Source organism: Vineibacter terrae, assembly GCF_008039615.1.
GTDB lineage: Bacteria > Pseudomonadota > Alphaproteobacteria > Reyranellales > Reyranellaceae > Vineibacter > Vineibacter terrae.
The window spans coordinates 29,901-55,891 of record NZ_VDUZ01000056.1 but is presented as its reverse complement, the minus strand read 5'-3'; the positions used below and the strand labels follow the sequence as shown (position 1 = coordinate 55,891).

General features: G+C 68.6%; 19 protein-coding genes and 1 pseudogene. 8 read left to right on the top strand and 12 right to left on the bottom strand.

Features of this window, described 5'->3' with window-relative positions; all coding sequences use genetic code 11:
* Positions 1–140: 140 nt before the first annotated feature.
* Positions 141–1,358 carry an ABC transporter substrate-binding protein gene (locus FHP25_RS33970; RefSeq protein ID WP_147851439.1) on the bottom strand — a complete coding sequence of 406 codons (1,218 nt, stop codon included), beginning with the start codon at positions 1,356–1,358 and terminating at the stop codon, positions 141–143.
* Between the two features lie 146 nt (positions 1,359–1,504).
* On the bottom strand, positions 1,505–2,629 hold the full coding sequence (locus FHP25_RS33965; RefSeq protein WP_147851438.1) for an NADH:flavin oxidoreductase/NADH oxidase: 1,125 nt from the start codon (positions 2,627–2,629) through the stop codon (positions 1,505–1,507).
* Positions 2,630–3,233: 604 nt separating this feature from the next.
* Between FHP25_RS33965 and FHP25_RS33960 the strand changes: the two genes are divergently transcribed.
* Complete coding sequence (locus FHP25_RS33960; protein ID WP_147851437.1) at positions 3,234–4,715, top strand: hypothetical protein; 1,482 nt, start codon at positions 3,234–3,236, stop codon at positions 4,713–4,715.
* Between the two features lie 117 nt (positions 4,716–4,832).
* Here the strand turns inward: FHP25_RS33960 and FHP25_RS33955 are convergent, their stop codons facing one another.
* Complete coding sequence (locus tag FHP25_RS33955) at positions 4,833–5,321, bottom strand: AAA family ATPase (RefSeq protein ID WP_147851436.1); 489 nt, start codon at positions 5,319–5,321, stop codon at positions 4,833–4,835.
* Between the two features lie 115 nt (positions 5,322–5,436).
* Positions 5,437–6,327: pseudogene (locus tag FHP25_RS33950) on the bottom strand (winged helix-turn-helix domain-containing protein); the annotation flags it as partial.
* Positions 6,328–6,681: 354 nt separating this feature from the next.
* On the opposite strand from FHP25_RS33950, the gene FHP25_RS33945 reads away from it, so the two are divergent.
* From FHP25_RS33945 to FHP25_RS33935, 3 genes are all read left to right on the top strand, one after another.
* Entirely contained in the window at positions 6,682–6,882 is a 201-nt protein-coding gene (locus FHP25_RS33945; protein WP_147851434.1) for a hypothetical protein, read from the top strand.
* Positions 6,883–7,060: 178 nt separating this feature from the next.
* Positions 7,061–7,813, top strand: a complete 753-nt coding sequence (locus tag FHP25_RS33940) for an SDR family oxidoreductase (RefSeq protein WP_147851433.1) — start codon at positions 7,061–7,063, stop codon at positions 7,811–7,813.
* Positions 7,814–8,109: 296 nt separating this feature from the next.
* Positions 8,110–8,463, top strand: a complete 354-nt coding sequence (locus FHP25_RS33935; RefSeq protein ID WP_147851432.1) for a hypothetical protein — start codon at positions 8,110–8,112, stop codon at positions 8,461–8,463.
* A 79-nt stretch (positions 8,464–8,542) separates the two neighbouring features.
* Here FHP25_RS33935 and FHP25_RS33930 read toward each other — a convergent pair whose 3' ends face one another.
* The gene (locus tag FHP25_RS33930) at positions 8,543–10,369 is read right to left on the bottom strand and encodes a tetratricopeptide repeat protein (protein ID WP_178133986.1); all 1,827 of its coding nucleotides are present in this window, start codon (positions 10,367–10,369) and stop codon (positions 8,543–8,545) included.
* Between the two features lie 626 nt (positions 10,370–10,995).
* Here FHP25_RS33930 and FHP25_RS33925 point away from each other — a divergent pair.
* On the top strand, positions 10,996–11,181 hold the full coding sequence (locus FHP25_RS33925; protein WP_147851430.1) for a hypothetical protein: 186 nt from the start codon (positions 10,996–10,998) through the stop codon (positions 11,179–11,181).
* Between the two features lie 223 nt (positions 11,182–11,404).
* Positions 11,405–11,740 carry a DUF6481 family protein gene (locus tag FHP25_RS33920; protein WP_147851429.1) on the top strand — a complete coding sequence of 112 codons (336 nt, stop codon included), beginning with the start codon at positions 11,405–11,407 and terminating at the stop codon, positions 11,738–11,740.
* A gap of 96 nt (positions 11,741–11,836) precedes the next feature.
* Here FHP25_RS33920 and FHP25_RS33915 read toward each other — a convergent pair whose 3' ends face one another.
* Entirely contained in the window at positions 11,837–13,759 is a 1,923-nt protein-coding gene (locus FHP25_RS33915) for a CocE/NonD family hydrolase (protein ID WP_231712578.1), read from the bottom strand.
* Positions 13,760–14,217: 458 nt separating this feature from the next.
* On the opposite strand from FHP25_RS33915, the gene FHP25_RS33910 reads away from it, so the two are divergent.
* Positions 14,218–15,552 (top strand): ABC transporter substrate-binding protein, encoded by a 1,335-nt coding sequence (locus FHP25_RS33910; protein ID WP_147851428.1) that lies wholly within the window; start codon positions 14,218–14,220, stop codon positions 15,550–15,552.
* A 110-nt stretch (positions 15,553–15,662) separates the two neighbouring features.
* Here FHP25_RS33910 and FHP25_RS33905 read toward each other — a convergent pair whose 3' ends face one another.
* From FHP25_RS33905 to FHP25_RS33890, 4 genes are read right to left on the bottom strand one after another with little or no spacing between them, the layout of a single operon-like run.
* Entirely contained in the window at positions 15,663–17,096 is a 1,434-nt protein-coding gene (locus tag FHP25_RS33905) for an NAD-dependent succinate-semialdehyde dehydrogenase (RefSeq protein ID WP_147851427.1), read from the bottom strand.
* Between the two features lie 31 nt (positions 17,097–17,127).
* On the bottom strand, positions 17,128–18,510 hold the full coding sequence (locus FHP25_RS33900) for an MmgE/PrpD family protein (protein ID WP_147851426.1): 1,383 nt from the start codon (positions 18,508–18,510) through the stop codon (positions 17,128–17,130).
* A gap of 35 nt (positions 18,511–18,545) precedes the next feature.
* A complete protein-coding gene (locus FHP25_RS33895; protein ID WP_147851425.1) occupies positions 18,546–20,624 on the bottom strand; it encodes an acetate--CoA ligase family protein in 2,079 nt (692 codons plus the stop codon).
* Between the two features lie 4 nt (positions 20,625–20,628).
* Positions 20,629–21,795, bottom strand: coding sequence for an acyl-CoA dehydrogenase family protein (locus FHP25_RS33890; RefSeq protein ID WP_147851424.1), 1,167 nt, complete (start codon positions 21,793–21,795; stop codon positions 20,629–20,631).
* A gap of 78 nt (positions 21,796–21,873) precedes the next feature.
* Between FHP25_RS33890 and FHP25_RS33885 the strand changes: the two genes are divergently transcribed.
* Entirely contained in the window at positions 21,874–22,833 is a 960-nt protein-coding gene (locus tag FHP25_RS33885; RefSeq protein ID WP_147851423.1) for a LysR substrate-binding domain-containing protein, read from the top strand.
* Between the two features lie 78 nt (positions 22,834–22,911).
* On the opposite strand, the gene FHP25_RS33880 is transcribed toward FHP25_RS33885, so the two are convergent.
* Positions 22,912–24,171 carry an aspartate aminotransferase family protein gene (locus tag FHP25_RS33880; protein WP_147851422.1) on the bottom strand — a complete coding sequence of 420 codons (1,260 nt, stop codon included), beginning with the start codon at positions 24,169–24,171 and terminating at the stop codon, positions 22,912–22,914.
* Between the two features lie 85 nt (positions 24,172–24,256).
* Positions 24,257–25,966, bottom strand: coding sequence for a hydantoinase B/oxoprolinase family protein (locus FHP25_RS33875; protein ID WP_178133984.1), 1,710 nt, complete (start codon positions 25,964–25,966; stop codon positions 24,257–24,259).
* Positions 25,967–25,991 lie beyond the last annotated feature (25 nt).

Here is a 25,991-nt window from a genome sequence, read left to right as displayed (position 1 = left end):
CAGGGTTCAAACTCTGTGTCAGGCTCCTCTGCACTAGGGATCCGACCAACCTCGATGCCGGCCGGACAACAGCTTAGCACCCGTTTCAGCCCTTGTGGCCGACGTAGTCGGTGCGGAACTCTGTGGTGAACCTTTCAAGGTCAGCCGAACTTGGGCCTGGGGAACACGGCCTTGGCGGAGGCGAACTCGGGCGGGGCGATGACCTCGATGTCGCCCTTCAGCGCCTGCATCACCGCGGCGCGGCCGCCCTGGTTCTGGCCGTTGACGAATTTCGTGGGCCCGTAGGGCAGCAGCTCGGCCTTGAAGGTCGAGGCATCGAGCGCGGCGACGAGCTTCGCCTTGTCGGCCGAGCCGGCATGCTCCAGGGCGTCGGCCAGCAGCATCACCGTCGAGTACGCCAGGTAGACCTCGAAGGTGAACAGCGCGCCGCCCGCTTCGACCCGCTTCTTCAGCGCCTGCGCCTTGTCGGACTTCGGGTTGAACCAGTGGTTGGTGTCCATCATGTACTGCGCCACGTCGGGCAGCTCCTTGACGAACTTGTAGTTGAAGCCGCCGCCCAGCACCGAGAACAGGCCGGCGAGGTTCACCTTCTGCTGGTAGAGCGTGCGCGCCAGCAGCACGTACTCGTTCTGATAGTTCGACATGATCACGAGGTCGGGCGCCATCGAGCGGATGCGCAGCGCGACGTTGTCGAAGTTGCGCGTCGGATTGTCGTGGCCGATCAGCTCCTTGGCCTCGATGCCCACCGAGGGCAGCTTGCCCGCCAGCAGCTTGGCGGTGCCGGTGCCGAACTCGCCGCTCTCGTGCACGATCACGGCCGACCTGGCCGGCTTGCCGGCAGCCTCGTTGAGCGCGCCCAGCGCCGCGATGCCCTGGTCGACGCAGGCGCCGAAGCCGGGCTTGAGCCGGAACACGTTCTTCAGGCCGCGCGTGACCAAGAGGTCCGAGGCGCCGACATCGATCAGGAACGGCGTGTTGTACTTGGCGGCCGCCTGGCTGGCGGCAATGCCCACCGGGCTCTGGAAGCAGCCGATATAGGCCGCCACGCCCGCCTCGTTCATCTTCTCGACTTCGCTGACGCCGACCTCGACCTTGGACTGGCTGTCGCCCAGCAGCGCCTCGAGCCTGGCGCCGCCCATGGCCTTGATGCCACCCGCCTTGTTGACGTCCTCCACCGCCATGGTGGCGCCCAGCCTGCCCTGCTGGCCGTTGTAGGCCACGAAGCCGGTGACGGGGTGGATGATGCCCACCTTCACGGCGGCGGGCTGGGCCCCGGCGATGGCCGGCAGGCCCAGCGCGGCCGCCGTGCCGGCGATGAAGCTGCGACGCGATACGCTGACCTTGCGACTCCTGGACATGACATCACTCCCCATCAATTTGCACGAAGGTTACGATGATGTTCCGAGCCTGTCATCCCGAGCGCAGCGAGGGATCTCCCGCGGCCGGACGCACCGTGCGTCATTCGCAGGAGATCCCTCGCTGCGCTCGGGATGACATTGCCCCGCTACTTCCTTCCCAGCGTGTGCTCGCGCTTGTCGAGCCACCAGCCGTATTCCGGGTTCCACATCGTCCAGTCCGGGTCGCAGCCCAGCGCCTGCGCCGCGTGCAGGGCCCAGAACGGCTCGAAGAGCGCCTGGCGGCCGATGGCGATCAGGTCGGCGTCGCCGGCCTGCAGGATCGCCTCGGCCTGCGGCCCGTCGAGGATCAGGCCCACCGCCATGCTCTTGATGCCCGCCTCGCGCCGCACCCGGGCCGCGAACGGCACCTGGAAGCCCGGCGCCCGCTTGATCGGCGCCGCGGTGGCCACGCCGGTCAGGCCGCCCGAGGAGCAGTCCATGACATCGACGCCCACCGCCTTCAGCTCGGCCGCCAGCACCACGGTGTCGTCGAGGTTCCAGCCATCGGCGCCGTCCAGCGCCGAGACGCGGAAGAAGAGCGGCTTGTGCGCTGGCCAGGCGGCGCGCACGGCGCGCGCCACGTCGAGCGGGAAGCGCATGCGCCCCGCCCGGTCGCCGCCATAGGCGTCGTTGCGGGTGTTGCTGACGGGCGACAGGAACGAGGCCAGCAGGTAGCCGTGCGCGCCATGGATCTCCAGCACGTCGAAGCCGGCCGCGTCGGCCCGCCTTGCCGCGACGGCGAAGCGGCTCACGAGGTCGCCGATCTCCGCCGCCGTGAGCTGGCGCGGGCGCAGCCAGCCGGGCGCCACCGGATCGGCGGTCGGGCCCACCACCTCCCAGGGATGCCAGCCCTTGGCCGCGTGCTGCTCGTTCAGCACCGAGCCTTCGAAGGCGCGCGGCGTCGAGCCCTTGCGGCCGGAGTGGGTGATCTGCGTCGCCGCCAGCGCGCCCTCGGCCTTGATGAAGCTTGCGACGCGGCGCAGGCCCTCGATATGCGAATCGCTCCACAGCCCGAGGTCGCCCTGCGTGACGCGTCCCCGCGGCTCGACCGCGACGTTCTCGGTGAACACCATGCCCGCCTTGCCGAGCGCGAACTTGCCGAGATGGACGAGGTGGTAGTCGTTGGCGAACCCGTCGGTGGCGCGGTACTGCACCATCGGCGAGATCACGACCCGATTGGGCGCGACCACGCTGCGCAACGGCAACGGCGTGAACAACAGCGGATGGCTCAAGGCTACTTCCTTCCAGCGGATCGAGATGACTGGACGGCGATACTGCCGTCATCCGCAATTTGTGAGAAGCCCGCTCGCCGATGCGGCGACATCCGCCTGCGCGATTGGCGCTGATTGCGCGACGGGAAATTCTCCAATCCTGCCAAGAGCTTCCGCCGGGCTCGCGGCCGGCGGCGCCGATTGCGCGATTGGCGCCAATTCCCTTCGCGCCACGCCCCGCTGGCGGCAACCGGCTGTCCTGCCTTCGCAGGCGCCCGTCTCGAAAGCCCGGCGGCGGCTTTGTCCCGTGTCGTGGGGCTGACGAAGCGCCCGTTACTCCCGGCGGCGGGCTTACGCGTGCTCCAACGACACCAACTTACACCATTCTCGTTTTACGAACAAGAAATTTCACCGCCATTCCGGCAGGTCGGCTTTCCCAATTGGGCTGCCTGCACACGATCGGCTGTGCTGCCACGAAAGAAGTGCCGAAAGCGGATGCGATCGGCAGCGCGCGGATAGCGGGTGGAACGCCGTCGATGCCATGCTTGTCCAGAGGAACAGGCCGGAATTCCCAGTGGAAGGTTACCCGCGCCGACGTGGCGCGGGCCAGCGGCGGGAGGTCGGCGTGATCAGCATGTCGGCGGCAACTCTGGCAACCGGATGGACCCGTGCCGGAACTCGGTGTCCCAACGGCACATCTGACAATGCCCATGAGCGCCACAAGGTGGCTGGCATAGTGCCTCTCGTGCTGGTCGCGACCATCGCGGCGCTGCCGGGCAATACAGTCCCTGGCGCCGCTTGGGCCCAGGCTGAGCTGGACACCGCCATGCCGGCTCATGTCTCGGCGGCGACCAACGATCTGGCGCAACTTCGAACCGGCAATCCCGCAGATCAGGACCAGCGCATCTTTCTCTTCCACCGCACCAGCGGTGGCCTTCGACACAAGGTCTGGACTGGCACCAATGCGACCGGCGCCTGGTCAGCATGGACCTGGCGCAATCAGCCCGAGGTCGGGGGCGATGCACCGCTGTCGAGCTCGCTTGTGGCTCTGGGCGGCATGTATGTCGAGCCATCGACCGGCATCTGGACCGCGCGCTTCACGGCGGCCTACAATTTTCGGCTGTTTTCTCCCGGCGGTGACGTCAGCGTTGGTCTTCCCATGTGGCGCCAGATTCCCGGCGCGTACTCCTTTGTCCATCTCGCCCCGCCCGCGAACGCCGCGGGTGTGGACTTCATCCCGTCCACCGGGATCACCTGGCTCGACGGATCGACGCAGCGACAGAACCTTTTTGGTGTCGCAATCCAGCTTGACCGTGATCGCCATGTAATCGGCCACTCGCTGCGCGAGTTGTGGCATGACGGCAGCACGTGGCGCTACGTCGACCATGATCGACCCACGGGCCGCTTCTACCTTCGCGTCGGCCCGAACAGCGCAATCTGGACGAATGCCTTGGGCTATGGAAACGGCTATGTGTTCGCCACTGCCGACACAGCAGACCTGTGGGCTCTTTGGTACGATACCCGGAGCTGCGCGTCCTGGTGCTGGTTTTCCTTGGGCCAACCAGACGGCGGCATCACAGACATGCGAGCTCCAGTCGCCTTGCAATACCATGTCGACGGACGACGACGTATCGCCGTTTTCGTCACGGCAAAGGCCGAGGATGGCTATCATCTTTACAGCCGATACACGGATGGACCGGACTGGCGCCCATGGACGGACTACGGTTCGCCGCCAAACCTGGTCCGGGGAAAGGGGTTTGAGCTATCCAATGGTGTCGTGTGGCGGGATGGCTCGACGCTTCGGATCAACCTGTTCGGCACGACCGACCCCGTGGACAGGTTGAACTCCGGCTTGCCGACGCATACGGGCGGCCACTTGGTCGACTTCTTCTGGGATGGAAGCGTATGGAGCTGGGGACCGCTCACCGTCTTGCCGGAGACGCGTGACTGGGGCCCGGCCGGCGTGCACCCGGTGCGCCTGCGCGTCAGCGGCGCGGCCGTGGTCGACGCGGGACCATGGCAGCGAATCAGCGTTTTCGGCGAGGACGAGCTAGGCACCGTCTGGGAGCGTGCCTGGAGCGGCACGTGGGCCTGGCAGCGGCACTGATACTGACTCTCGATGGAAGGTGAGTCGCGACTGTCCCGAGCGCAGCGAGGATCCTTCGCGAATGGCGCACCACGCGTCCTTCGCGGAAGATCCCTCATGCGTGGCGATCAGGATTGCTCACGGCCGCGCGTGCGCCACGATGCGAAACCCCTCCTCGGGCTGCGGCAGCGCGAAATATGCCGTCACGCCGTGGAACGTCTCGTCGCTGACGTATCCCCAGTAGATGCCCGACGGCTTCTCGTCGTTGCGCCGATGGATATTGGCGAGGCACTGGGCGTCGGTGGCCTCGATGACGTGCAGCACGTGGTCGGCCTCGGCGGCCTCGAAAACACCGCGCGCCCACTGCCTGCTCTTGACGGTGTTGCCGGCAAAGTCGAAGACCACGGAAACGCCCAGCCGCAAGAGCTGGATGGCGAGCGGGCCGACCAGGCTGCGCCATTTCGAGGATGCCTTGACGAAGTCCTCGAGCGAGCGGGTCTCCAAGCCGAGCGTCGCGATCCACTCGTCCTCGCACATCACCACGGCAGGCAGCGTGCGGCCCAGCTCGCGGGCAAGGGTCGTCTTTCCCGCTCCCGCCTTGCCGCAAATGAAATGAAGCGTGGCCATTCCCTCACTCCGGCAGGCCGGCCTTCCGCAGGCCGTCGTCGACCAGCGCCGCGTCCTGCGGCCGTCGAAGGGGCAGCCACGGGTCGAGGCTGGCCAGCCGCAGCCTGGGATTGACCTCCAGGCCTTCCCGCCCGCCGGCATGGAAGCGCGCCATGCCGCGCAGGAAGTAGTCGTAGGCGTCAAGGCTCCCGGTCGGCTTGCGCTCGGCGCGTTCGATCTCGGCGCGCTCCAGCTGCGGCGCGATCGCGCCGACGACGCTCTGCGTGATCCGGTCCTGCAGCTCGAAGATGTCGTCGAGCGCGCCTTCGTAGCGTTCGGCCCACAGGTGGTGTCCGGTGGCCGCATCGACGAGCTGTCCCGTGATGCGCACGCGGTTCGCCGCCTTGCGCAGGCTGCCTTCCAGCACATAGCGCACGCCCAGCTCGCGGCCCACCTGCTTCACATCGACCGCCCGGCCCTTGTACGTGAAGCTCGAATTGCGCGCGATCACGAACAGCCAGCGCATGCGCGACAGCGCCGAGATGATGTCCTCCACCACCCCGTCGGTGAAATACTCCTGCTCGGCGTCGCCGCTCAGGTTGAGGAACGGCAAGGCGGCGATGGATGGCCTGTCGGGAAGCGACAACGCCTGGGCGGGCGCCCTGCCCAGCACCGGCGGCTCGGTCCCCGCCGGGGATGAGCTGCCGCCTGCCTGCTCATTCTCCGCGACGTCGCCGACGAACCGGAAGCCCTTGCGCGCCACGGTGCGGATCAGGTGCTGCTCCTGGCCGCTGTCGCCGATGGCCTTGCGCGCCGCGTTGATGTGGCTCGTCAGGGTCGATTCGGAAACGATGCGCCCGCTCCACACGGTGTCCAGCAGGTCGTCCTTGCTGACGACGTGCCCGCGATTGCGAACCAGGTAGAGCAGCAGGTCGAAGACCTGCGGCCCGATGGACACCGGCTCGGCGCCGCGCGTGAGCTCCCGGCGCTCGGGGTCGAGCACGTAGTCCTCGAACGCATAGCGCACGTCGGTCCCCCCTTGACCGCCAGGGCGATCGCATATGCCGCCGTTCACCCCTCGCCCCGCGGCAGGGAGAGGAGACGGCGATCACCCCGAGGGCGCAGCGCCGTCCTGCCGGGCCACGCAACCATCATAAAGCCCGCGACGGGCTTAGACGAAGAATCAAGGGAATTTCAATCCCGGTCGAAGACGACTGCAAGGTCTTCCGGCCGGCGATCCGGCATCTTGCTTACCGCGAGGCCGAGGCTTCTCAGCCTCGCCAGCAGCGCCGATCGAATTCTATCAAGCCCATGAGGGAAGGTCATTTGCGAAGCGCCCGACCAGAGCCACATGCGGCCAAAGGAGGCAAAGATGTTGCGTATGGCGCGAAGCGAAAAGGCGGCCGACTCGAAGCTCGATCTGCTTCGTGTCCTGATCGTCTCGGCGTTCTTCGCCGGGATGGCGGTCGGCCTGCTCATGGCGCTGGGCTGGGATGCCGCCTTCCCCGGCTATCATCCGGCGCTGATCGATACCGACGTCCTTGTGAAGGAATCGCCTGCCGTCGCGGACCCGTCGAGCTGAGCGGGCACGCCTCGCCTCCTCTCCCCGCTCTCGCGGGGCGAGGGGTGAACAGGCGCGACCTGCCCCGCTTGGACGAACAATCAAGGGAAATCCAACCCCGGCTGGAGGCTGCGGCAAGGTCTTGCGGCCGGCGATCCGGCATCCTCCGCCCTGTCGAGCCCAACACGGAGAGCTGAACATGAGGATCGTCGTCATCGGCGGCAGCGGCCTGATCGGAACGAACGTCGTCAACAGGCTGCGCCAGAAGGGCCACGCGGTCGTGGCGGCGTCGCCGAAATCGGGTGTCAACGCCGTCACGGGTGAAGGGCTGGCGGCGGCTTTTGCCGGGACCACGGTCGTCGTCGACGTAGCGAACGCGCCTTCGTTCGAGGACAAGGCCGTCCTGGACTTCTTCCAGGCATCGGCCCGCAACCTGGGCGCGGCGGAAGCCGAGGCCGGCGTCAGGCATCACCTCGCCCTATCCGTCGTCGGTGCCGACCGGCTGCCGCGGAGCGGCTATCTGCGCGCCAAGCTGGCCCAGGAGACGCTGATCAAGGCATCCGGGATCCCCTACTCGATCCTGCGTGCGACGCAGTTCTTCGAGTTCATCGGCCGCATCGCCGAGGCCGGCGCGCAAGACGGCGTGATCCGGCTGTCGCCCGCGCTGCTGCAGCCGATCGCGGCCGACGACGTCGCTGCGGCGCTGGCTGACCTGGCCGTCGGGCCGCCGTTGAACGGCACCGTCGAGATCGCCGGCCCCGATGCCAGCCCCCTCGACACGCTCGCCCGCAAGGTGCTTTGCGCCCAGGGCGACAAGCGCGAGGTGATCGCGGACATCCACGCCCGCTACTTCGGCACCGAGCTGGACGACCGGTCGCTGACGCCCGGCGCCGATCCGCGGCTTGGCCCGACCCGCTTCGAGGACTGGCTCAGCCGCGCCGCGGCGCAGTGACGGCATCGCGGGAGCCGCGGGCAGCCTTGGCAATCGGCCCGTGCCTGCGCCGTGCTGACAGCCACCTGCTGCAAGGCCATCGAGGGATCGCGCCAGCGCTTCACGTTGTGTCGCGTTGACACAGGCGCGCGAGCGTCGCCATTCACCCCGGGCAGAGGCGGTGGCGCTACCACTTGGCGCACGATCGAGATACCCTGCCGTCGGATCCGGCAACCGCTCCAGCCGCGCGGCCGTTCCATTTGCGCGTCCCTGACAATCGAGCTGCGACAGCGCAGCCCAGGATCCAGCCGGCCCGGATGCCGGGCTACGTCAGAATTCGCGGCTCCCGTCGACCGGATTCGGCGCTTTGCGCCCCGTGGCCAAGTCCCGGCGATTGCAAGGGGAGGACCGAAGATGGTGACGTCTACGGAGGACGGACCTTCCACTACGAGCGCGCCACGAACGACGTCACCATCATCCCTTCGGGTTCGGATGTCTTCGTCCGGCGCGCCGAGCAGAACCGCATCTACCACGTTCACGTGACCGGCCCGGGCGGCCGCGGACACCTGGTGCGCCAGCATCTCGTGGGGACACCCTGGATGCCGGCCACGGGCCTGCTGCGCTTCGAGACCGGTGCGAGCTATGCCTGCAAGGGCTGCGCTTCTACCTAAACGCAACGCGCTCTAGTGCCTGGAATCACTGGTCGCCGATACATCCGTCATGACTTTCTCGCGATAGCCGATACCAGGGTCACAACTTCGACAGCTCCAACAGCTGCCGGTCGCCGATCCACATCCTGGCGAGATCCGCTTCCAGCTTGCTCGCCTGGTCGACCTTGCCGCGCGCCCTGTAGAGCGCGGCAAGACCGTACCACGACCAGCCGTTGCTTGGGGCGCGCTTGAGCGCGCGCTGGAACTGCTCCTCCGCTTCGTCGAGCAGGCCGGCCTGCATCAGCGCGACCGCGAGCGACTGCCGCACAGGGTAGTACCAGTAGGGTGGCTCGGTGTAGGGCAGCCCGTCCTGCAGCGCAGCCGCACGCTCGAACCGCTCGATCGCCGCAGCCTTGTTGCCCTGACGCTGCGCGATGCGGGCTTCGATGACGGCGCGCGCCAGCGCCAGCACGTCCTGTGCCGGAACGCCCGAGGATTTGAGCAACGTGAAATCGCCGCCCTCGAGGACCGCGATCGCATTCGCCTCCGCCTTGGCGGCGGGAAGATCGCCCTGTGCCGCATAGGCAACGCCGCGCGCGTAGTGCCACATGGCCTTGACGTACGCAATGGCGTCGCCGGGGTCGGGCAGCGCCAGAACGGTGGCGGCAGGGCTGAACAGCGCATGGGCGAAGTAAGGCGCCGCCTTGACCGGCTGCACCAGCGCGATGCCGCGCGCCATCTCGTCGGGGATGAGGCCGCGCAGCTTCTCGGCCGCCGCGATGACGGTGGGTCCGTCGCCCGCCATCTGGGCAGACGCCAGCACGAAATGGACGTTGTGCGGGTAGTACCCGAGGCGATACACGCCCATGGGCGCATTGGTCGCCGCCAGGTATTTTTCGTCGACCTCGATCGCCGCCTTGTTCTCGGCCAGCGCGTCAAGATAGCGCCCGACCCGGTAGTAGATGTGGCTCGGCATGTGCACGAGGTGGCCGGCGCCGGGAATGGCTCCCCGCAGCCGGTCCGCATAGGGCTCGGCACGCTCGGGCCCGTCCGACGCCTCGACCGCGTGGATGTAGAAGTGGATCGCGCCGGGATGGTTCGGGTCGCGCGCCAGCACGCGCTCGAGCGTCGGCACGATGGGGCCGCTCTGCGGGTTTGGCTCCCGGCCGCCGGGCTGCCAGTAGTCCCACGGGCTGAGGTCCATCACCGCTTCGGCAAAGAGCACCGCGATCTCGTTGTCCTGCGGGAACTGGGCCGCGACCTTCTCCATGGCCAGCGCATAGGCGGCATCGAGCGGCGCCCGGTCCGCCTTCGCGTCGCTGGCGTAGCGGGTCGAGAGCGCCGCGATCAGCGCCTGCTCGCGCGGGGTCGCCCTGGAGGCGAGCATGCGCGCCTTCTCGGCTGCCGCGAAGGCGGGCGCCACCGCGTCTTCCTGCATCGGCAGATTGATGTTGGGCCCGAGCACCAGCGCTTCGCCCCAGAAGCACATGGCGCACTCGGGGTCGAGCTTCTGCGCCTTGCGGAAGGCGCGCTGCGCCTCGCTGTGATTGAACGCGTAGGCGAGCCGGAGCCCCTGATTGAAATAGGACTGCGCCAGCTCGTTCGCGGTGGTGATCCTGTACGTCACCCCGCCGAGCCCCTCCCATAGTGGCGGATCCGTGCCGGCGAAAGCGGCCGCCGGCGAGGCGGCCTGCATTTCCGCCTGCGGCACTTCCGTGCGTGCCTGGGCCAGTCGGAACATGACGCCGGCAGCGCCGGGCGACGGCGACCCACGGCAGATGGGGACGTCGGCGCCAAACGTCGGCGCGGCATTGGAGGCAATGCCGATGCTGTCGGTCGGAACTCTGCCAACGGCGAACGGTGCGAACAAGCCGCCCAGCGCCGCACCTGCGACGAGAAGCGGAGGCCAGGGAGAAATCACCCGCATGGTGCCCTCCAATCTGACAATGGAGCACAGGCGGAGCGCGGCGCCGTGAGCGGTGCCGGCCGCCTGGGCACGGAGGCTATTCCTCGCCGGCCGCGACGGCAATGGAATGGTGCATTCCGGCATATGGCGCAGCGGCATGGTCCGGGCGGAAGGATCACATGCTGGGGGTGCGCCACTCTGTGGCGCGTCATGGCCTCAGTTTGAGGCATGCTGCGCGATCATGGGCCGACCACGCGGGCAGCAGGCGCCGATGTCGTGCGGCGTCGGTTTGCGGTCATGCGCATGACGCGCCACGGAGTGGCGCGCCCCCAGCGTGTGACCATTCTGCCTGAGCCAATGTGATTGCCCTGCCCTCCGGTCAGCCTTGTCAGGCGCTGGCGGGGCCGATCAGCCCGAACTGCGCCGCCAGCGCGACGGCACGCGTGGAAAGCGCTTTCCACCCAGACGCCGCTGGATCGGGGACAGGCCACGGGCTACTGTCAGTGGTCGTTCCGCTCGCGCCGATACGCGAACAAGAACATGCGGCGAATGTGGGCTGGGCGCTCATGGGACGTTGTCGCTGCGCGCATCGGCCGGCCCGTGTCCCTGGCAGGCGGTCGCCTCGAGGTGCGCTACGGGGAGAGAGGATGTTCATTCTATTGATCGTGTTCATGGCGGGCGGCGGCAACGGCATCGCGGTATGGTCGCCCCCGATCACGTACGCGGACGAGGCGTCCTGCCGGCAGGCCGGGAATACGGCGAAGAACGACCATACCCGGGCCCAGGTCACCTTTTCGTGCCTGCCGACCACCCGAACGGACAAGCAGCCGTAAGTCGCGGCCGCCGCCCCGAATCGCGCCGGCGGCCGGCCATCGGTTTTTCTGATGCAAAGCGCGACCCCGGCGACTATCTATGCTGCGGCTTTGCGCCGGTGCGGCGGCACACGTCGAAGATTGATGCCTGTCATCAGCCTTTGTTGCGGCTGCTTCAGCGCCCGGCCGAAGACCGCCCTGCGAAAGCGATGTCTTTGACCGATACCGCGAGAGATCGAGAGCAATGAGAGACAGAGAAACGAGCCTGGCCGACCGGTTGAGCACGGCGGCAAAAGCAACGCAGGCTCGCCTTGCCCGGGCCCGCGCCAGCGATCCGTCGGCGCGCGCCGACTTCGCGCAGCAGCAGGAAGCCCGCCGTGCGGCGGCGGCCGCACGCGATGCCCGGATCGCTGAACGCAAGGCGGCCAAGCGCGCGGAGGAAGAGCGCGCGGCCGCGGCGAAGGCGGCGCAGCAGGCGGCGCGCGAGGCTGAAGCGGCGGTCCGCGACGCCGCGCTCGAAGCCGAGCGCAAGGCGGCACGGGACGCCCGCTACGCGGCCCGCAAGGCGCGGGGAAAGTAGGATCACGGGCTGGATGGCGACCGCCAGCGCAGCAGGGAAACGCTCAGGATGACTGAGCCCGAAACGCTCTGGCGTGGCAAGGTCCCCTCCCGTCCGTCAGATACAGTCGCGGGCGATGGTGCGGTCCCAGTCGCGGGCGCACACCTCCTCGTCGCCTCCCCAGGCGCGCAAGCCGGCCTGCAGGCGGAAGGCATCGCGGGTGCAGGACAGACGCAGGCGTGTCTCGATCCGGATCCTCCAGGCATCGCGCGCGAGCGTGTCGGCCCGCCGCAGCTCGGCGACCGCGCTCAGCGGGTCGTCGTCATCAATGTGGAAGGTCGACGTGCCCTCCGAGCCCAGCTCGAGCCCGAGGCGCTCGATGCGGTGCACGCCCGGGCGGACGGTGGTGATCGTCTCGGGTGTGGCGGTCTGCGGCTCGGGGAAAGGCCGCAATGCCTCCGGCTCGCGCGGCGGCCGCACCGGCAGGTCGAGGCTGCCGCCGAAGATCGTCAATGCAGCCTTCTCCGGGCTGGGCCAGATCAGCGGCCAGTACGTCGTCGACAGCGCCAGCCTGACCCTGTGCCCGGCCGGCAGGACGCAACCGGTGTTGTTGAGCTGGATGCGCACCCGGTAGCGCTGCCCGGCGGCAAGCGGCACCGGCGTCTCGTGCCCGTCGCGATGCGTCAGGTTGAGCACGCCGTAGGACACACGCAGCGACTCGCCTGAGGGATGGACGTCGCACAGGCGCGCGACGAGGTGGGCAACCGGCTTGTCGGAGGCGACCTCGACGGTGAGGATCGGCGCGCCGAGGATTTCCAGGGCGCGCTCCAGCGGCGGCGTCTCGAACGTCAGCGACCGCGCATCGTCCTCACGCTGATCGCCGGCTTGGTCCGAGCCGCCGAACGGACACCATTCACCGGCGTGCCTACCCACGGTCTGGGGGGTGCAGACCGACCGCGGCGCCAGGGCCGCCGCCTGCGTTTCCAATCCGCCATCCGCCAGGAACAGCCGGCAGGCGGTCATGCCGGGTGGCGGCCAGCCCGGCTCGCCGATCCACCGCCCGGGAAGCGCGTGATGGTGACGGGCCGGCCGCACGCTTTGCGTCATCCAGGCGCGCAGCATCGGCTCGTTCATCACGCCCGTGTCGATGCCTTTCAGCCACTGGTCCCACCACCGCAGCATCTCCTGCAGGAACCCGATCTGCGGACCCGGGCGCGCGAAATGCGGATAGGCGTGCGCCCATGGGCCGATGAGGCCTTTGCGGGGACACGACAGGCGCGCCAGCATGCGCGGCACGGCGTTGGTGTAGCCGTCGGTCCAGCCGCCGACGAGATAGACCGGGCACCTTATGGCGCCGTAGTCCTCGCATATCGACCCGTGCCGCCAGTACGCATCGCGTCGCTGGTGGCGCAGCCAGGCCTCGAGGAACAGCGGGACATGCGCCAGCCGCTCGAGCCACATCGCACGCCAGCGATCGCCCACCAGCAGCGGATCGGGCGGATGGCACATGGAGCGGAAGAAGAACGACGCCCACCCCAGCCCCGCCCCCAGGCGCGCGCCGCCCATGTAGTGCACGTCGTCGCGGTAGCGGTCATCGGTCGAGCAGATGGAGACGATGGCCTTCAACGCCGGCGGCCGCAGCGCCGCCACCTGCAGGGCGTTGAAGCCGCCCCATGAGATCCCCATCATGCCGACCGCGCCGCTGCACCAGGGCTGGGCGGCAAGCCAGGCGATGACCTCCAGGGCATCGTCCTGCTCCTGCCTCGTGTACTCGTCCTGCAGCAGGCCGTCGGACTCGCCGCTGCCGCGGATATCGACACGCACGGCGGCGTAGCCGTGGCCGGCCAGGTAGGGATGCGTCAGCGCATCCCGCTCGTGCGTGCCGTCGCGCTTGCGGTACGGCAGGTACTCCAGGATCGCCGGGACGGGATCCTGCTCCGCGTCCCGCGGCAGCCAGATGCGGGCGGCCAGCCTGGTGCCGTCGCGCAGCGGGATCATCGTGTGCTCGATGACGCGCACGTCGCGCGCGAAGGCGGTCACGATCAAGGCGATACTCCACCCGTCAACCGGTCGGCGAGAGAGTAGCAGCCCCGGGCGACAGCCCAGCACCTGGAATCGCGGATGGCTGATACGACCGCCCTGCCGTCATCCCGAGCGCCCCCTCTCCTGAGCTTGTCGAAGGGGCGCTCGGGATGACGGGAAGCGTGGCCGCGCAGCGTCGCGCCATAGGCGGCAGCCCCTCAGGCCGGGGCTGCGGCGCGGGCCGAATGGGCGTAGTCTTCGGCAGCGTTGTCCTCAGTGCCCCCCGCCCGGCCGGACGCTCCGGCCGCAGCGACGGTAGCGCTCAGCGCGGAGCGGCCGCCCCAGAGCCTTCGCTCCGCCCAGGACGACAGCAACGCGTGGTTCTGTTCGTTCGAGTTGTCAGATGACGCCGCGGCACGCCGGCGCGCGGCCAACGGCGCATCAGCACAGCGCATCACAATCGACGGGAGGAAATCATGGCTCGCATCGCGCGACGTAGATTTCTCAAGCTGTCCGGGACCGGCGCGGTCGCGGCGCAAAGCGGCGGCCTCGCCGCCGTCCTGGCCAGCGGCCGTGCCCCGGCGCTGGCGCAGGAGACAACCGTCCACTGGCTGCGCTGGGCCGATTTCGTGCCCGCCTCCGACGTGCTGCTCAAGGGCCAGATCACGCAGGAATGCAAGAAGGCAACCGGCATCACGCTCAAGCTCGAGTCCATCAACGCCAACGACCTGCAGTCGCGCATCACCGCGGCAATCCAGTCCGGATCCGGCCCCGACATCATCATGGCCATCGGCAACTGGCCGCAGCTCTATGCCGAGAGCCTGGCCGACAGCAGCGACGTGGCCGAGGAGATCGGCAAGGCCCAGGGCGGCTACTACGACGTCTCCCGCCTCGTCGCCACGGTCGGCAGCAAGTGGATCGGCGTGCCGTGGACGGTCGGCGGCGGGCTGATCGCCTACCGCAAATCGTGGTTCGAGGCGGTCGGGCACAACACCTTCCCCGAGACCTGGGATGCCTTTCGCGATGCCGGCAGGAAGCTGAAGGCCAAGGGCCAGCCGATCGGCCAGACCGCCGGGCACACGTTCGGCGACGCGCCGGCCTGGTGGTACCCCTATCTCTGGTCATGGGGCGGCAAGGAGGTCGAGGCCGACGGCAGGACCGTGGTGCTCGACAGCAAGGAGACGGTCGAGTCGATCAAGTTCGCCGTCGCCCTCTGGAAGGAGGCCTGCGACGAAGGCGGGCTCGCCTGGGACGACACCAACAACAACCGCGCCTTCCTGTCCGGCACGGTCAGCGCCACCAACAACGGCGCCTCGATCTACATCGAAGCCAAGCGCAAGCCCACGACGTACCTGACCGAGAAGGGCACGCCGATGGTGCAGGACATCCTGCACGCGCGCATCCCCAAGGGCGCCGGCGGCCAGTTCAACCTGCCGACCCCGTTCACCGACATGCTGATGGGCTATTCCAAGAACCAGGCGGCGGCCAAGACGTTCCTGCGCTGGGTGCATTCGAAGCCGGCCTATGATGCGTGGTTCACCTCGCAGCAGGGCTACAGCGACGGCGCCACCAAGGAATGGGAGAAGCACGCGGTGTGGGACGCCGATCCGGTGCTGCGGCCGTTCCGCGACATACCGCCGTTCGGCCGGCTCGCAGGCTATGCCGGGCCGCCCAACCGCAAGGCCGCCGAGGTGGTGACCAAGTACATCATCGTCGACATGTACGCCAAGGCGATCCAGGGCATGCCGGCCGACGAGGCGGCCAAGTGGGCCCACGCCGAGGTCGTGAAGGCCTACGCCTCGCCTGCCTGAGCACTTCTCGCAGGCCGCCGGAGAAGCCTCGGACAGGTCTGCTGGCCGTGCTGCTCGAGGACGAATCCTCGCCGACGATCCCGCAAGGGCGCGCCGAGCGCCGTTGCGGCCTACGCGGCGTGGGAGACGAGCTTGGTGGCCAGATAGCCATCCAGCGCCTCGCTTCCCCCTTCGCTGCCGTAGCCCGAATCCTTCACGCCGCCGAAGGGGGTCTCGGGCAGGCCAAGCCCGTGATGGTTGATGGAGATCATCCCACTCTGGATCTTGCGCGCGACCAGCGCCGCGTTCGCGGACGAACGGGTGTAGGCATAGGCCGCGAGGCCGAACGGCAAGCGGTTGGCCTCCGCGATCGCCTCCTCGGGCTGGGAGAACCGCTGGATCACCGCGACCGGGCCGAACGGCTCCTCGTTCATGATCCGCGCCGTCATGGGCAGGTCGGCCAGGACCGTCGGCTCGAAGAAGAAGCCGCGGTTGCCCAGGCGCTTGCCGCCGGTGATCAGGGACGCCCCCTTGCCGACCGCATCGGCGACCAGCGCCTCCATGGCATCCAGCCGGCGGGCGTGGGCAAGCGGCCCCATGCTTGTCGCCGGGGCAAGGCCATCGCCAACCTTCAAGGCGCGCGCGTGGCCGGCCATGGCAGCCACGAAGGGCTCGAACAGGCTCTCGTGCACGAGGAACCGGGTCGGCGAGACGCATACCTGCCCGGCGTTGCGAAACTTCTGGGCTGGCAGCACGCGCGCCGCCTGCGTCATGTCCGCGTCCGCGAAGAGGATGACCGGCGCATGGCCGCCCAGCTCCAGCGTGATGCGCTTCATGTGCAGCCCGGCCAGCGACGCGATCTGGCGGCCGACCGCCGTCGAGCCCGTGAACGACACCTTGCGCACCAGCGGATGCGCGATCAGAAACCGGGAAATCTCCGCCGGCCGGCCGAAGACCAGGTTGAGCACGTCCCCCGGCACGCCGGCCTCGAGGAAGACGCCGATCAGCGCCGCGCAGCTTGCCGGCGTCTCCTCGGGTCCCTTCAGGATCACCGAGCAGCCGGTGCACAGCGCCGCCGCGAGCTTCCGCACCGACTGGCTGAGCGGAAAGTTCCAGGGCGTGAACGCAACCACAGGCCCGACAGGCTCCTTGACGACAGCCTGCTGCACGGCATCGCTGCGCGCCGGAATCAACCGGCCATAGGCGCGACGCCCCTCCTCTGCGAACCATTCGATCAGGTCCGCTGCGTTGGCGGCTTCCGTCCTTGCCTCCACCAGCGGCTTGCCCTGCTCCAGCGTCATCGTACGGGCGATATCGTCGGCCTTGCCGCGCAGGATGCCAGCGGCCTGGCGCATCACCTTGCTGCGCTCGTAGGCGCTGACGGCGCGCCAGGCATCGAAGCCCCGCGCCGCCGCCTCGGCGGCTGCCTGCAAATCCGCCTCGGCCGCGACCGCGACCGTGCCGATCGGCTCGCCGGTCGCGGGGTTCAGCACGTCGAGGGTCTCGGCCCCGGCGCCGGCCCGCCATTGCCCTGCCACATGCAGGCTCGTGTCGCGATATGTCATGAGGGCTCCCGAGAAGCAGGCCTGGCCGCGGCTAGCGCGGGGCCAGGCGGCGAAGGATGGCACCGACATCCGGTGCGGCCGGCAGATGCCACAGCTCGTCCAGGACCTGGCGCGCGACGGCGTCGCCGCATACGGGCGCGACGAGGCCGAGGAACTTTTCCGAAAGCCCCGTATCGCTCAGCGGGAGCTGTCGCGAGCCCAGGGCTTCCGGCTTGAACATCTCGACGCTCATGCCCTTCGCGCGGATGGTGACACGGGCTGGGCGCTGCTGCGGATAGAGCCCGTCCATTTGCGGGCTGGACGTGATGTGGACGAGTCCGGCCAGCCGGGCAAAGGCCGCATCGGCCAGGATGCCGGGCTCGAAGTGGCGCAGGGATACGTCGCGATAGCGCAGACCCAGCAGCAGGATGAAGGGAAAGCTGAGCTGCGCGCTGGCCATGTCGTGCCACGGCGTGCCGGCGTGGCTGGCCGCGATCGAGTAGGTTTCCACATCGATGCGCTCGACGTCCTCGGCTGCGATCGCATGACGCTCGACCAGCTCGATCAACGCCTCAAGCGCCGGCTGCAGATGCCGGCAGCAGGGATGCGGCTTGACGTAGCAGTCGGTGATCCCGAACGCGCCGTCCGCGGCAAAGGTCAGCCCGGCGGCCGCATCGGGCCGGCCCGGAAACGCCTGCAGGAATCCGTCCGGTCCTTCGATGACCGCCGGCGGCCCCGACACGCCTTGCCGCGCCAGCATGGCCGCCCAGCCCCCCTCGCGGGCGGCGTGCGCGGCATGCAGCCGCTTGACGTCGGCGCCGCCGGCCACGAATGCGAACAGGCCGGCAGCGCTGCTGGCGGCGATGCCCAGCGCCTTCACCGTCTCGTCCGGCTCGAGGTCCCAAAGCGTCGCGGCCGTGAGCGCCGCCCCCAGCACGCCGACTACGCCGGTGGGATGGAAGCCCCGCTGGCGCAGATCAGGATGCGAGACGCGGGCGATGGACGTGATGGCTTCGTAGCCGACGACCACCGCGCGCAGGAATTGCCGGCCATGAATACGGCTGCCGCCGCAAGCCGCAATGGCCGGCGGCAGGACGGCGACGCCAGGGTGGATCGAGCCCTGGCGGTAGCCGTCGTCGAGCTCCAGCCCATGCGCGGCGCAGCCTGCGAGGTAGCACGCATCGAGCGGGTCCAGGCGCTTGCCGAAGCCCGGGACCGGGACGCCGCCCGCCTCTTCCCGCATCAGCGCCCCGACCTGGCACGTCAGGCTGCTCTGGCTGCCTGCGGCGATGACGCCGATCGTGTCGATGGCATGCCGCACGGCGGCATGCCGCACCTGCGGGTCGAGATCGTCAAAACGCACCGCACGCGCCCAGCGCACCAGTGCTTCGGTCGGCCCCGCTGGCGCGGCCGCGGATTGCTTGACTGCCTGCATTGTCGTCCCTGCTCCGTCGTCGCGGCGGCCGGCCGCTACGGCTGCGCCGCGATGACCACCAAGGCGTCGACGGCGACGACGCCTTCGCCTCTTGCCTTGACGAGAAGCGGATTGATCTCCGCTTCGAGCACCGCCGGCTCGTCCATGTCGGCAAGGGTCGACAGGGTCACGATCGCGCGCGCCAGCGCCTCGAGATCGCCCGGCGTCGAGCCTCTATAGCCGTCGAGAGCAGCAAGGCCCGTCACCTCGGCGATCATCTCGCGCGCGCCGTCGAGATCGACCGGCGCGAGCCGCACGCTGCGATCGCGATAAAGCTCGGCACGCACGCCGCCGGCCGCCACCATGACGATCGGACCGACGAGCGGGTCGACGCGGTAGCCGACCAGCGCTTCGCCGACCGCCGCGACATGGGGCTGAACCAGGATGCGGCTGACGTCGGCGCCGGGCACGTGTGATGCGACGCAAGCGCGGATCCGCTGCATCGCCGCGGTCAGGGCGTCGGCATCGGCGATGCCGACCTCCACGCCGCCGGCATCGCTCTTGTGCGGCACATCGGCAGACAGGATCTTGGCGACCACGGGATAGGCGATACCGTCGATCGCATCGGCGGGTCCCAGGACCTGCCCTGGCGCGCGCGCGATGCCCAGCCGATCGAGAAGACGATAGGATTCCAGCTCGTCCAGGGTACGGCGCGCTGCGCTGGCCGCCTCTGCACGTGGCGCGCGAACGGGTGGGTCGCGGCGGCTCCAGGCCGCGGCAATCGCATCGGCGCAGGCCTCGGGGGTGCGGAAGCTCGGCACGCCACCCCGGGACAATTGCTCGAGCGCCGCCGGCGCCTCGGGAACGATGAAGGCCACGATCGGCGTGGGCGCGCCGGCGCTGTCGATGATGGGCTTCACCGCCAGGTCCGGCTGAAAGCGCGCCGAGGAACCGACAACGGCCACGACGAGATCGAACTCCGGCGCCGACGACAGCACATCGAGCGCTGCCTTCATCACGGCATAGCGCGTGCCGCCCAGCGTGAGGTCGACGATGCGGCTTGGCTCGACACGAACGCCTCGCTCGGCAAGCCGCGCCACGGTCTGGGGCATCGGCGCCACGGTCGCAATCCCGCGCAGCGCCAGCTGGTCGACCACCATGGCCGCGCCGCCTCCCGTGGTGGTGACCACGCCGACCTGGGGCCGGCGCTGGCCCCGCCGCCGGATGGGCAGGCGCGGCAGGACGAGAACGCCTTCCAGGAGGGCATCGAAGCTCCCGACCCGGGCAATGCCGTTGGCGGCCAGAAATGCATCCGCGAGATCGGCCTCCGTGGCGAGCGCGCCGGTGTGCGTGACGGCAAGCTCGCGCGCCTCGGCCGAGCGGCCCAGCATGTAGGCGATGATGGGCTTGGCACGCGCCGCCGCCGCGCGCGCGAACGCCGCCAGCTGTGCACCGTGGCGGATGCCTTCGAGGAACAGCAGGTAGCTCGTGACCCTGGGATCGTCGAGGGTCAGCGCGCAGATCTCGCCGATGCCGAGGTCGGCTTCGTTGCCGACGGATACGAGCCCGTGGAAGCCGACACCACGCGCGCGCCCGCGCGAGACCAGAGCGCCAATCAGGCTGCCGCTCTGGGATGCGGCAAAAGTGCCGCCGACCGGCAGGTCCGGCTCGGCGAATGCGGCGTTCGCGGTGAGGATCACGCGATCGGCGTTGTTCACCATGCCCAGGCTGCTCGGCCCCAGAAGTCGCACGCCCGATTGCCGTGCGGCCCGCAGCAGCCTTTCCTGCCGCTCCCGCCCTTGCGGGCCGGCCTCGGAAAATCCGTCCGCCAGCACCGTGGCGACCTTGATCCCCAGGCGCCCGCATTCCTCGACCGTGCCGGCCACGGTGTCCGTGGGCGCAACGATGAACGCGTGGTCCGGGCGCTCCGGCAAGGCGGCGAGGCTGGGCCAGCACGGCTCCCCCAGCACCGTCTGCCGCCTGGCGTTGACCGGGTAGACGGTTCCCGCGTAGCCGCTGCGGCGCAGATAGCTCAACGGCCGCGACGATGTCTTGCCCGGGTCATCGGATGCCCCGACGATCGCGATACGCTGCGGGGCCAGCAGGGCGCGTCCCAACGCGTGGTCGCTCGACATGTCGTCACTCGGCCGCTTGCGCCTTCGGCGCCCGTTGCGGGAAGCGCCGATCGAAGATGGCCTCGGCAATGCGCGTCTTGAGGATCTCGGTCGAGCCGCCCGCGATCATCCAGCCGCGCGTGCGCCGGAAGCAATACTCGACCAGGTGCTCCTGGCTGTAGCCCAGGCCGCCCATGACCTGGAGCGCGGCATCGGACACCTCGAAGCCGGCCCGGTTGCAGGCCGCCTTGGCCAGCGCGGTTTCGAACGCCGACGGCAGCCCGCGATCGGCGTTGGTCGCGGCGCGGTAGAGAAGCAGCTGCGCCGATGCCAGCTTGATCGCCATGTCGGCGAAGCTCCATTGCAGCCCCTGGAACTCGCACAAGGCGCGCCCGAACTGTCGCCGGTGCGACGCGTGCTCGCGCGCGAGCTCGTAGGCATGCCTGCCCAGGGACAGCGACCGGGCCGAATTGCCGATGCGCTCGACATTGAAGCCCGACATCTGCTTCTTGAAGCCGCCCGGACCGAGCAGCACGTTGCCGGCGGGAATGCGGCAGCCCTCGAAGTACAGCTGGCACCAGTGCTCGCCGCCCAGCAGCGGCGACGGCCTGCCGACCTCGAGGCCGGGTGTTCCACGCTCGACGATGACAGATCCGATATTGCGCACGTCCGGTCCGAAGCGGACATAGACCAGAAACAGCGCCGCATCGGGACTGTGCGTCGCGAACACCTTCGTGCCGTTGATCAGGTAGCCGTCGCCGTCCGCCGTCGCCGTCGTGCGCAGGTCGGTCACCGCCGACCCGGCTTCCGGCTCCGTCATGGCAAGACTGATCGCGATCTTTCCGGCAAGCAGGTCGCCCAGCCATCGCGATTTCTGCTCGCTGCTGGCGAACTCGGCGAATGTGCGCAGCGGGCCGAAATTACCGGCCTGGATCACGTCGGCGCTGCGCGGGCAGACGAGCGCGACCTGCTCGATGGCGATGACCGCGTCCATCAGCGTCCCGCCCTGCCCGCCGTCCGCCTCGGGCAGCGTGATGCCCAGCAGCCCCTGCTTCGCCATCAGGCGCGCGACGTCGAAGGGAAACGCCGGCTCGTGCGCTCTCCTCAAGGCGCCGTCCGCCAGCTCGCCAAGCGCGAAGCGCCTCACATTGTCTGCGAACAGACGCTGCTCATCACTCAACTCGAAATTCATGATTGCCCTCGGCGAGACGTCGTTGCCCCTTAGTCGATCCGACGTCCTCGACAGACAACTGCCGTTTGGTTATAGGGCATGACGTTTATGCATGAGTTGGTCTGTATCGTGGCATACGACGGCACGCCTCTGAATCCGCTGCGCGTTTTTGAGATTGCGGCAAGGCTGGGAAGCTTCACGAAAGCTGCGGACGAGCTCAACGTCACGCAGCCTGCCGTCAGCCGGCAGATCGCGACACTCGAGAACTTCCTGAACGTTCGTCTCTTCAGCCGCGACCGCAACGTCACGAACCTCACGCCGGAGGGCAGCGAATACTATGCCCGGATCGCGCCGGCGCTGCAGGCCATCGCATCAGCCACATCCGATCTGCGCGCGCGCGAGCTGATGCTGCCGTTGCGCGTGAAGATCTATCCCACCTTCGCGGTGAAATGGCTCATTCCGCGGCTGGGCACCTTCCACAAGAGCTATCCCAGGATCACGATCCGGCTCGTCAGCGCGGTCGCGCCGGTCGACTTCTCGCGCGACCGCGTGGACGTGGCGATCCAGCTCGGATCGACCGCGGACCGCGGCGTGGTGTCGGAGCGTCTCTTTCCCGACGTCATCCAGCCGGTGTGCAGCCCTGCCCTGCTGCGCGGGTCCGTCGCATTGAAGACGATCGACGACATCGCGGCGCACAAGCTGCTGCATTCGCAATATCGCATGCGTGACTGGCCGGACTGGCTGCTGGCGGTCAACCGGCCCGATGTCATCTCGGAAAAGGCCATGACATTCCCGAGCTCCGTCCTGACCTATCAGGCCGCGATCGAGGGCCTCGGCATTGCGATCGGCCAGCCGCGCCTGCTGCAGTCGGAGCTCGCCCGCGGCCAGCTCATGGCGCTCTTCACCCCGATCGCCCGCAATCTCGCCTACTATGCGCTTTGGCCTGCCGATCGACCGCAGAACCGCGGGCTGCGGTCCTTCATGGCGTGGCTTCGTGCCGAGGTCGCGCAGCAGACGGACCCGATCGCCCCTCCGGGCAAGGCGCGTCCGTCAGGTTGAGCGAGCCACGGCCGTCATCCCGAGCGCGGCGGCGGATCTTCCACGGAGCCACGCTCGGGGCGACGGCGCCAGATGCATCTACGAGGTGCGCGCAGCGCTCTTGATGACCGGCACGAGCCTATCCATGGCGTAGTCGGCCTCGTCCCGGGTGATCGTCAGCGGCGGCACGAGCCTGACGACCTTATCGGCCGTGACGCTGAGCACGACACCAGCATCGAGCGCATGCCGCATGAGGTCCGGGCACGGCTGCTCAAGCTCGATGCCGATGAGCAGGCCCAGCCCGCGCACCTCGGCCACGCCCGGCCCCGCAAGGCGCTCGCGCAGCCGCTCAGCCATGTATTGGCCGACCACCCGCGCATTGCCGCACAGGTCGTCCTCCTCGATCACGTCGAGCACGGCTGTCGCAGCGGCGCAGGCCAAGGGATTGCCGCCGAACGTCGAGCCGTGCGCGCCGACGCCGAAAAGGTCCACGGCCTTCGCGGCGACGAGGCAAGCGCCGATGGGCACACCGCCACCCAGCCCTTTCGCCAAGGTCACGACGTCGGGCGCGACATCGGCATGCTGGAACGCAAGGAAGCGTCCCGTCCGGCCGATGCCGGTCTGCACCTCGTCGAGCATGAGCAGCAGACCGTTGGCCGCGCACAGCGCCTCGATCTCCTTCATCACGCGCGGGGCGAGGAGATTGACGCCCCCCTCACCCTGGACCACCTCGAGCAGGACAGCCACGATGCCGGGATCTTCGGCAAGCGCCCGCTCGATCGCCGCGACGTCGCCGAGCGGCACGCGGACGAAGCCGTCCACCGGCGGCCCGAAGCCAGCCTGGATCTTGGTGTTGCCGCCCGCCCACAACGTCGCCAGCGTGCGGCCGTGGAACGCCTTCTCCATGACGACGATACGGGGGCGGTCGATGCCCTTCCTGTGCCCATGGAGCCGGGCCAGCTTGATGGCCGCCTCGTTGGCTTCGGCGCCCGAGTTGGCGAAGAACACCTTGTCCATTCGCGACAGGCGGGCGAGCTGCTCCGCCAGCCGCTCCTGGATGGCGATATGGAAGTTGTTCGAGACATGGATCAGCTTGTGGGCCTGATCGGCGATCGCGCCGGCAAGGCGCGGATGCGCGTGGCCGAGGCTGTCGACGGCGATGCCGGCCAGCAGATCGATATATTTCCGGCCCTTCTCGTCGTAGAGCCAAACGCCCTGCCCATGGGTGAACGCGATCGGCAGGCGCTTGTGCGTGGGGATGAGGTTGGGGTGGAAGTAGGTCTCGCCGCGGTCCGTCGCGGCGCGGCGCGCCACCTGTGCTTCGCTCGGCGCCGCTGCCGCGCCCGATGCCCTCGTCATGTCGTATGGTCCTCTCCAGAAAAGGCTGATGCCCGCCAGCCGGCCCGGCGATCGCGCCGGAGCCACGCCGCGGCAGGCTTGAAGATCACGAGCGATCGGGACGAGCGCTGCGCGCTGCCTGGGGATAGTGGTGCCGCACCGCCTCGACGGTGACGTAGCCCTCCGCCACGTCCCGCCGGATCGCATCGAGCGAGCGCTTCTGCGGGTCGCCGAAGCCGCCGGCGCCGGATAGGCGGAAGCTCATGATGTCGCCGCGCTTCAGAGCGTGCACTTCCTTGGAGCCGAGGGCGATCTCCTGACCGTCGCGGATCAGCACGGTTTCGCCGAGCCGCCCCGATCCGCCCCCCTCGAGTCCGTAGGGTTGGAACTTGTGCCGATCGCTGAGCAGCGACACCCGCGCGGCCGAGGCCAGCAGCTCGACGTCCTTGCGCAGGCCGCAGCCGCCGCGGAACTCGCCCGGCCCGCCCGAATCGGCGATGAGCTCAAGGCGGTGGACCCGCACGGGCGTCGTGATCTCATGCATCTCCACCGGGATGTTGGCGCAGTTCATCACGGCAGCGACCGCTTCGGCGCCATCGCCATGATGGGTTCCGCCGTAGCCGCCCATGATCAGGTCATAGTAGATGAACGGCTTGCCGGTCCGATCGTCGATGCCGCCGATATTGGGATTGCTCCAATGCGAGAAGGCCGCGATGGCCCGTTCGGGCACGGCCTGGGCCAGCGCGCCGTTGATGGCCTCGAAGATCCTCACCTGGATGGTCGCACGCCCGCCGCTGGGCGCCGGGAACGTCGCGTTGAAGAATGATCCGGGGCGCGACGTCACCTTCACCGCCCGGATCGCGCCATCGTTCTGCGGCAGGTTGGGATTGGTGAAGACCTTGACCGCGAAGAAGGAGTAGGCGCGCGTATAGTTCAGGTAGGCGTTGATCGCCGCACCCACCTGGTCGCTGCTGTCGGAAAAATCGAACTCGATGTCGCCGTCGCCCACCGTGACCGCGACCGACACCCGGATCGGCTCGGTGCCCGGGCCGGCGTCGTCGAAGTGGTCGGTGAAGCGATAGCAGCCGGCCGGCAGCTTCCTCAGCTCATCGCGCGCGAACCTCTCGGAACGCTCGAGAAGCTCCTCGATGGCCGCCGCCAGCGTCGCGGCGCCGACATGCCGGTACATCTGCCTGAGCTGCACCTTGCCGATGTGGTTGGCGCTCTTCTGCGCATGCAGATCGCCGCGCACGATCTCCGGCAGACGCACATTGCCGAGGAACAGCCGCAGGAACTCCTCGTCGAAGGCATCGTCGCGTACCGCCCGGACGGGAAGAACGCGAATACCTTCCTGAAAGGCTTCGGTCACCCCTTGAACGAGCTGCGATCCGGGAGCAGCGCCACCGACATCGACATGGTGAGCGATGCTCGCGACGAAGCCGATCAGCACCTCGCCCTCATGCACGGGGGACACCAGATAGCAGTCGGGAAAATGCCCCGACCCCAGCCCGGCATCGTTCAGGAAGATGGCGTCGTCCTTGCGAAGCTTCTCGGGAGGATAGTACGCCAGCACGTGCTGCAGCACGTAAGGCATCGCGCCCAGGTGGCCCGGCGTGAAGTTCCCTTGCGCGATCAGACGCCCGCGGGCGTCGAACAAGCCGGTGGAAAAATCGTCACCCTCGCGAACGGCCGACGAGTAGGCCGAGTTGCGCAGGGCCGTGCCCATCTCTTCCGCGATCGCGACAAGGCCGTTGGCGATGACGGAGATCGTCACGGCGTCGACTTTCGGGGTCGCGATCGTGCCGCTGGCGGTCATGTGACATCCTCTCTGGCGATGTGCT

What these genes read in the sequence shown, in the direction of transcription:
- FHP25_RS33970 (WP_147851439.1), bottom strand. Translation starts at nt 1,358, where the DNA reads ATGTCCAGGAGTCGCAAGGTCAGCGTATCGCGTCGCAGCTTCATCGCC.
- FHP25_RS33955 (WP_147851436.1), bottom strand. Translation starts at nt 5,321, where the DNA reads ATGGCCACGCTTCATTTCATTTGCGGCAAGGCGGGAGCGGGAAAGACG.
- FHP25_RS33945 (WP_147851434.1), top strand. Translation starts at nt 6,682, where the DNA reads ATGGCGCGAAGCGAAAAGGCGGCCGACTCGAAGCTCGATCTGCTTCGT.
- FHP25_RS33940 (WP_147851433.1), top strand. Translation starts at nt 7,061, where the DNA reads ATGAGGATCGTCGTCATCGGCGGCAGCGGCCTGATCGGAACGAACGTC.
- FHP25_RS33935 (WP_147851432.1), top strand. Translation starts at nt 8,110, where the DNA reads ATGCCGGGCTACGTCAGAATTCGCGGCTCCCGTCGACCGGATTCGGCG.
- FHP25_RS33930 (WP_178133986.1), bottom strand. Translation starts at nt 10,369, where the DNA reads ATGCGGGTGATTTCTCCCTGGCCTCCGCTTCTCGTCGCAGGTGCGGCG.
- FHP25_RS33925 (WP_147851430.1), top strand. Translation starts at nt 10,996, where the DNA reads ATGTTCATTCTATTGATCGTGTTCATGGCGGGCGGCGGCAACGGCATC.
- FHP25_RS33920 (WP_147851429.1), top strand. Translation starts at nt 11,405, where the DNA reads ATGAGAGACAGAGAAACGAGCCTGGCCGACCGGTTGAGCACGGCGGCA.
- FHP25_RS33910 (WP_147851428.1), top strand. Translation starts at nt 14,218, where the DNA reads ATGGCTCGCATCGCGCGACGTAGATTTCTCAAGCTGTCCGGGACCGGC.
- FHP25_RS33905 (WP_147851427.1), bottom strand. Translation starts at nt 17,096, where the DNA reads ATGACATATCGCGACACGAGCCTGCATGTGGCAGGGCAATGGCGGGCC.
- FHP25_RS33900 (WP_147851426.1), bottom strand. Translation starts at nt 18,510, where the DNA reads ATGCAGGCAGTCAAGCAATCCGCGGCCGCGCCAGCGGGGCCGACCGAA.
- FHP25_RS33895 (WP_147851425.1), bottom strand. Translation starts at nt 20,624, where the DNA reads ATGTCGAGCGACCACGCGTTGGGACGCGCCCTGCTGGCCCCGCAGCGT.
- FHP25_RS33890 (WP_147851424.1), bottom strand. Translation starts at nt 21,795, where the DNA reads ATGAATTTCGAGTTGAGTGATGAGCAGCGTCTGTTCGCAGACAATGTG.
- FHP25_RS33885 (WP_147851423.1), top strand. Translation starts at nt 21,874, where the DNA reads ATGACGTTTATGCATGAGTTGGTCTGTATCGTGGCATACGACGGCACG.
- FHP25_RS33880 (WP_147851422.1), bottom strand. Translation starts at nt 24,171, where the DNA reads ATGACGAGGGCATCGGGCGCGGCAGCGGCGCCGAGCGAAGCACAGGTG.
- FHP25_RS33875 (WP_178133984.1), bottom strand. Translation starts at nt 25,966, where the DNA reads ATGACCGCCAGCGGCACGATCGCGACCCCGAAAGTCGACGCCGTGACG.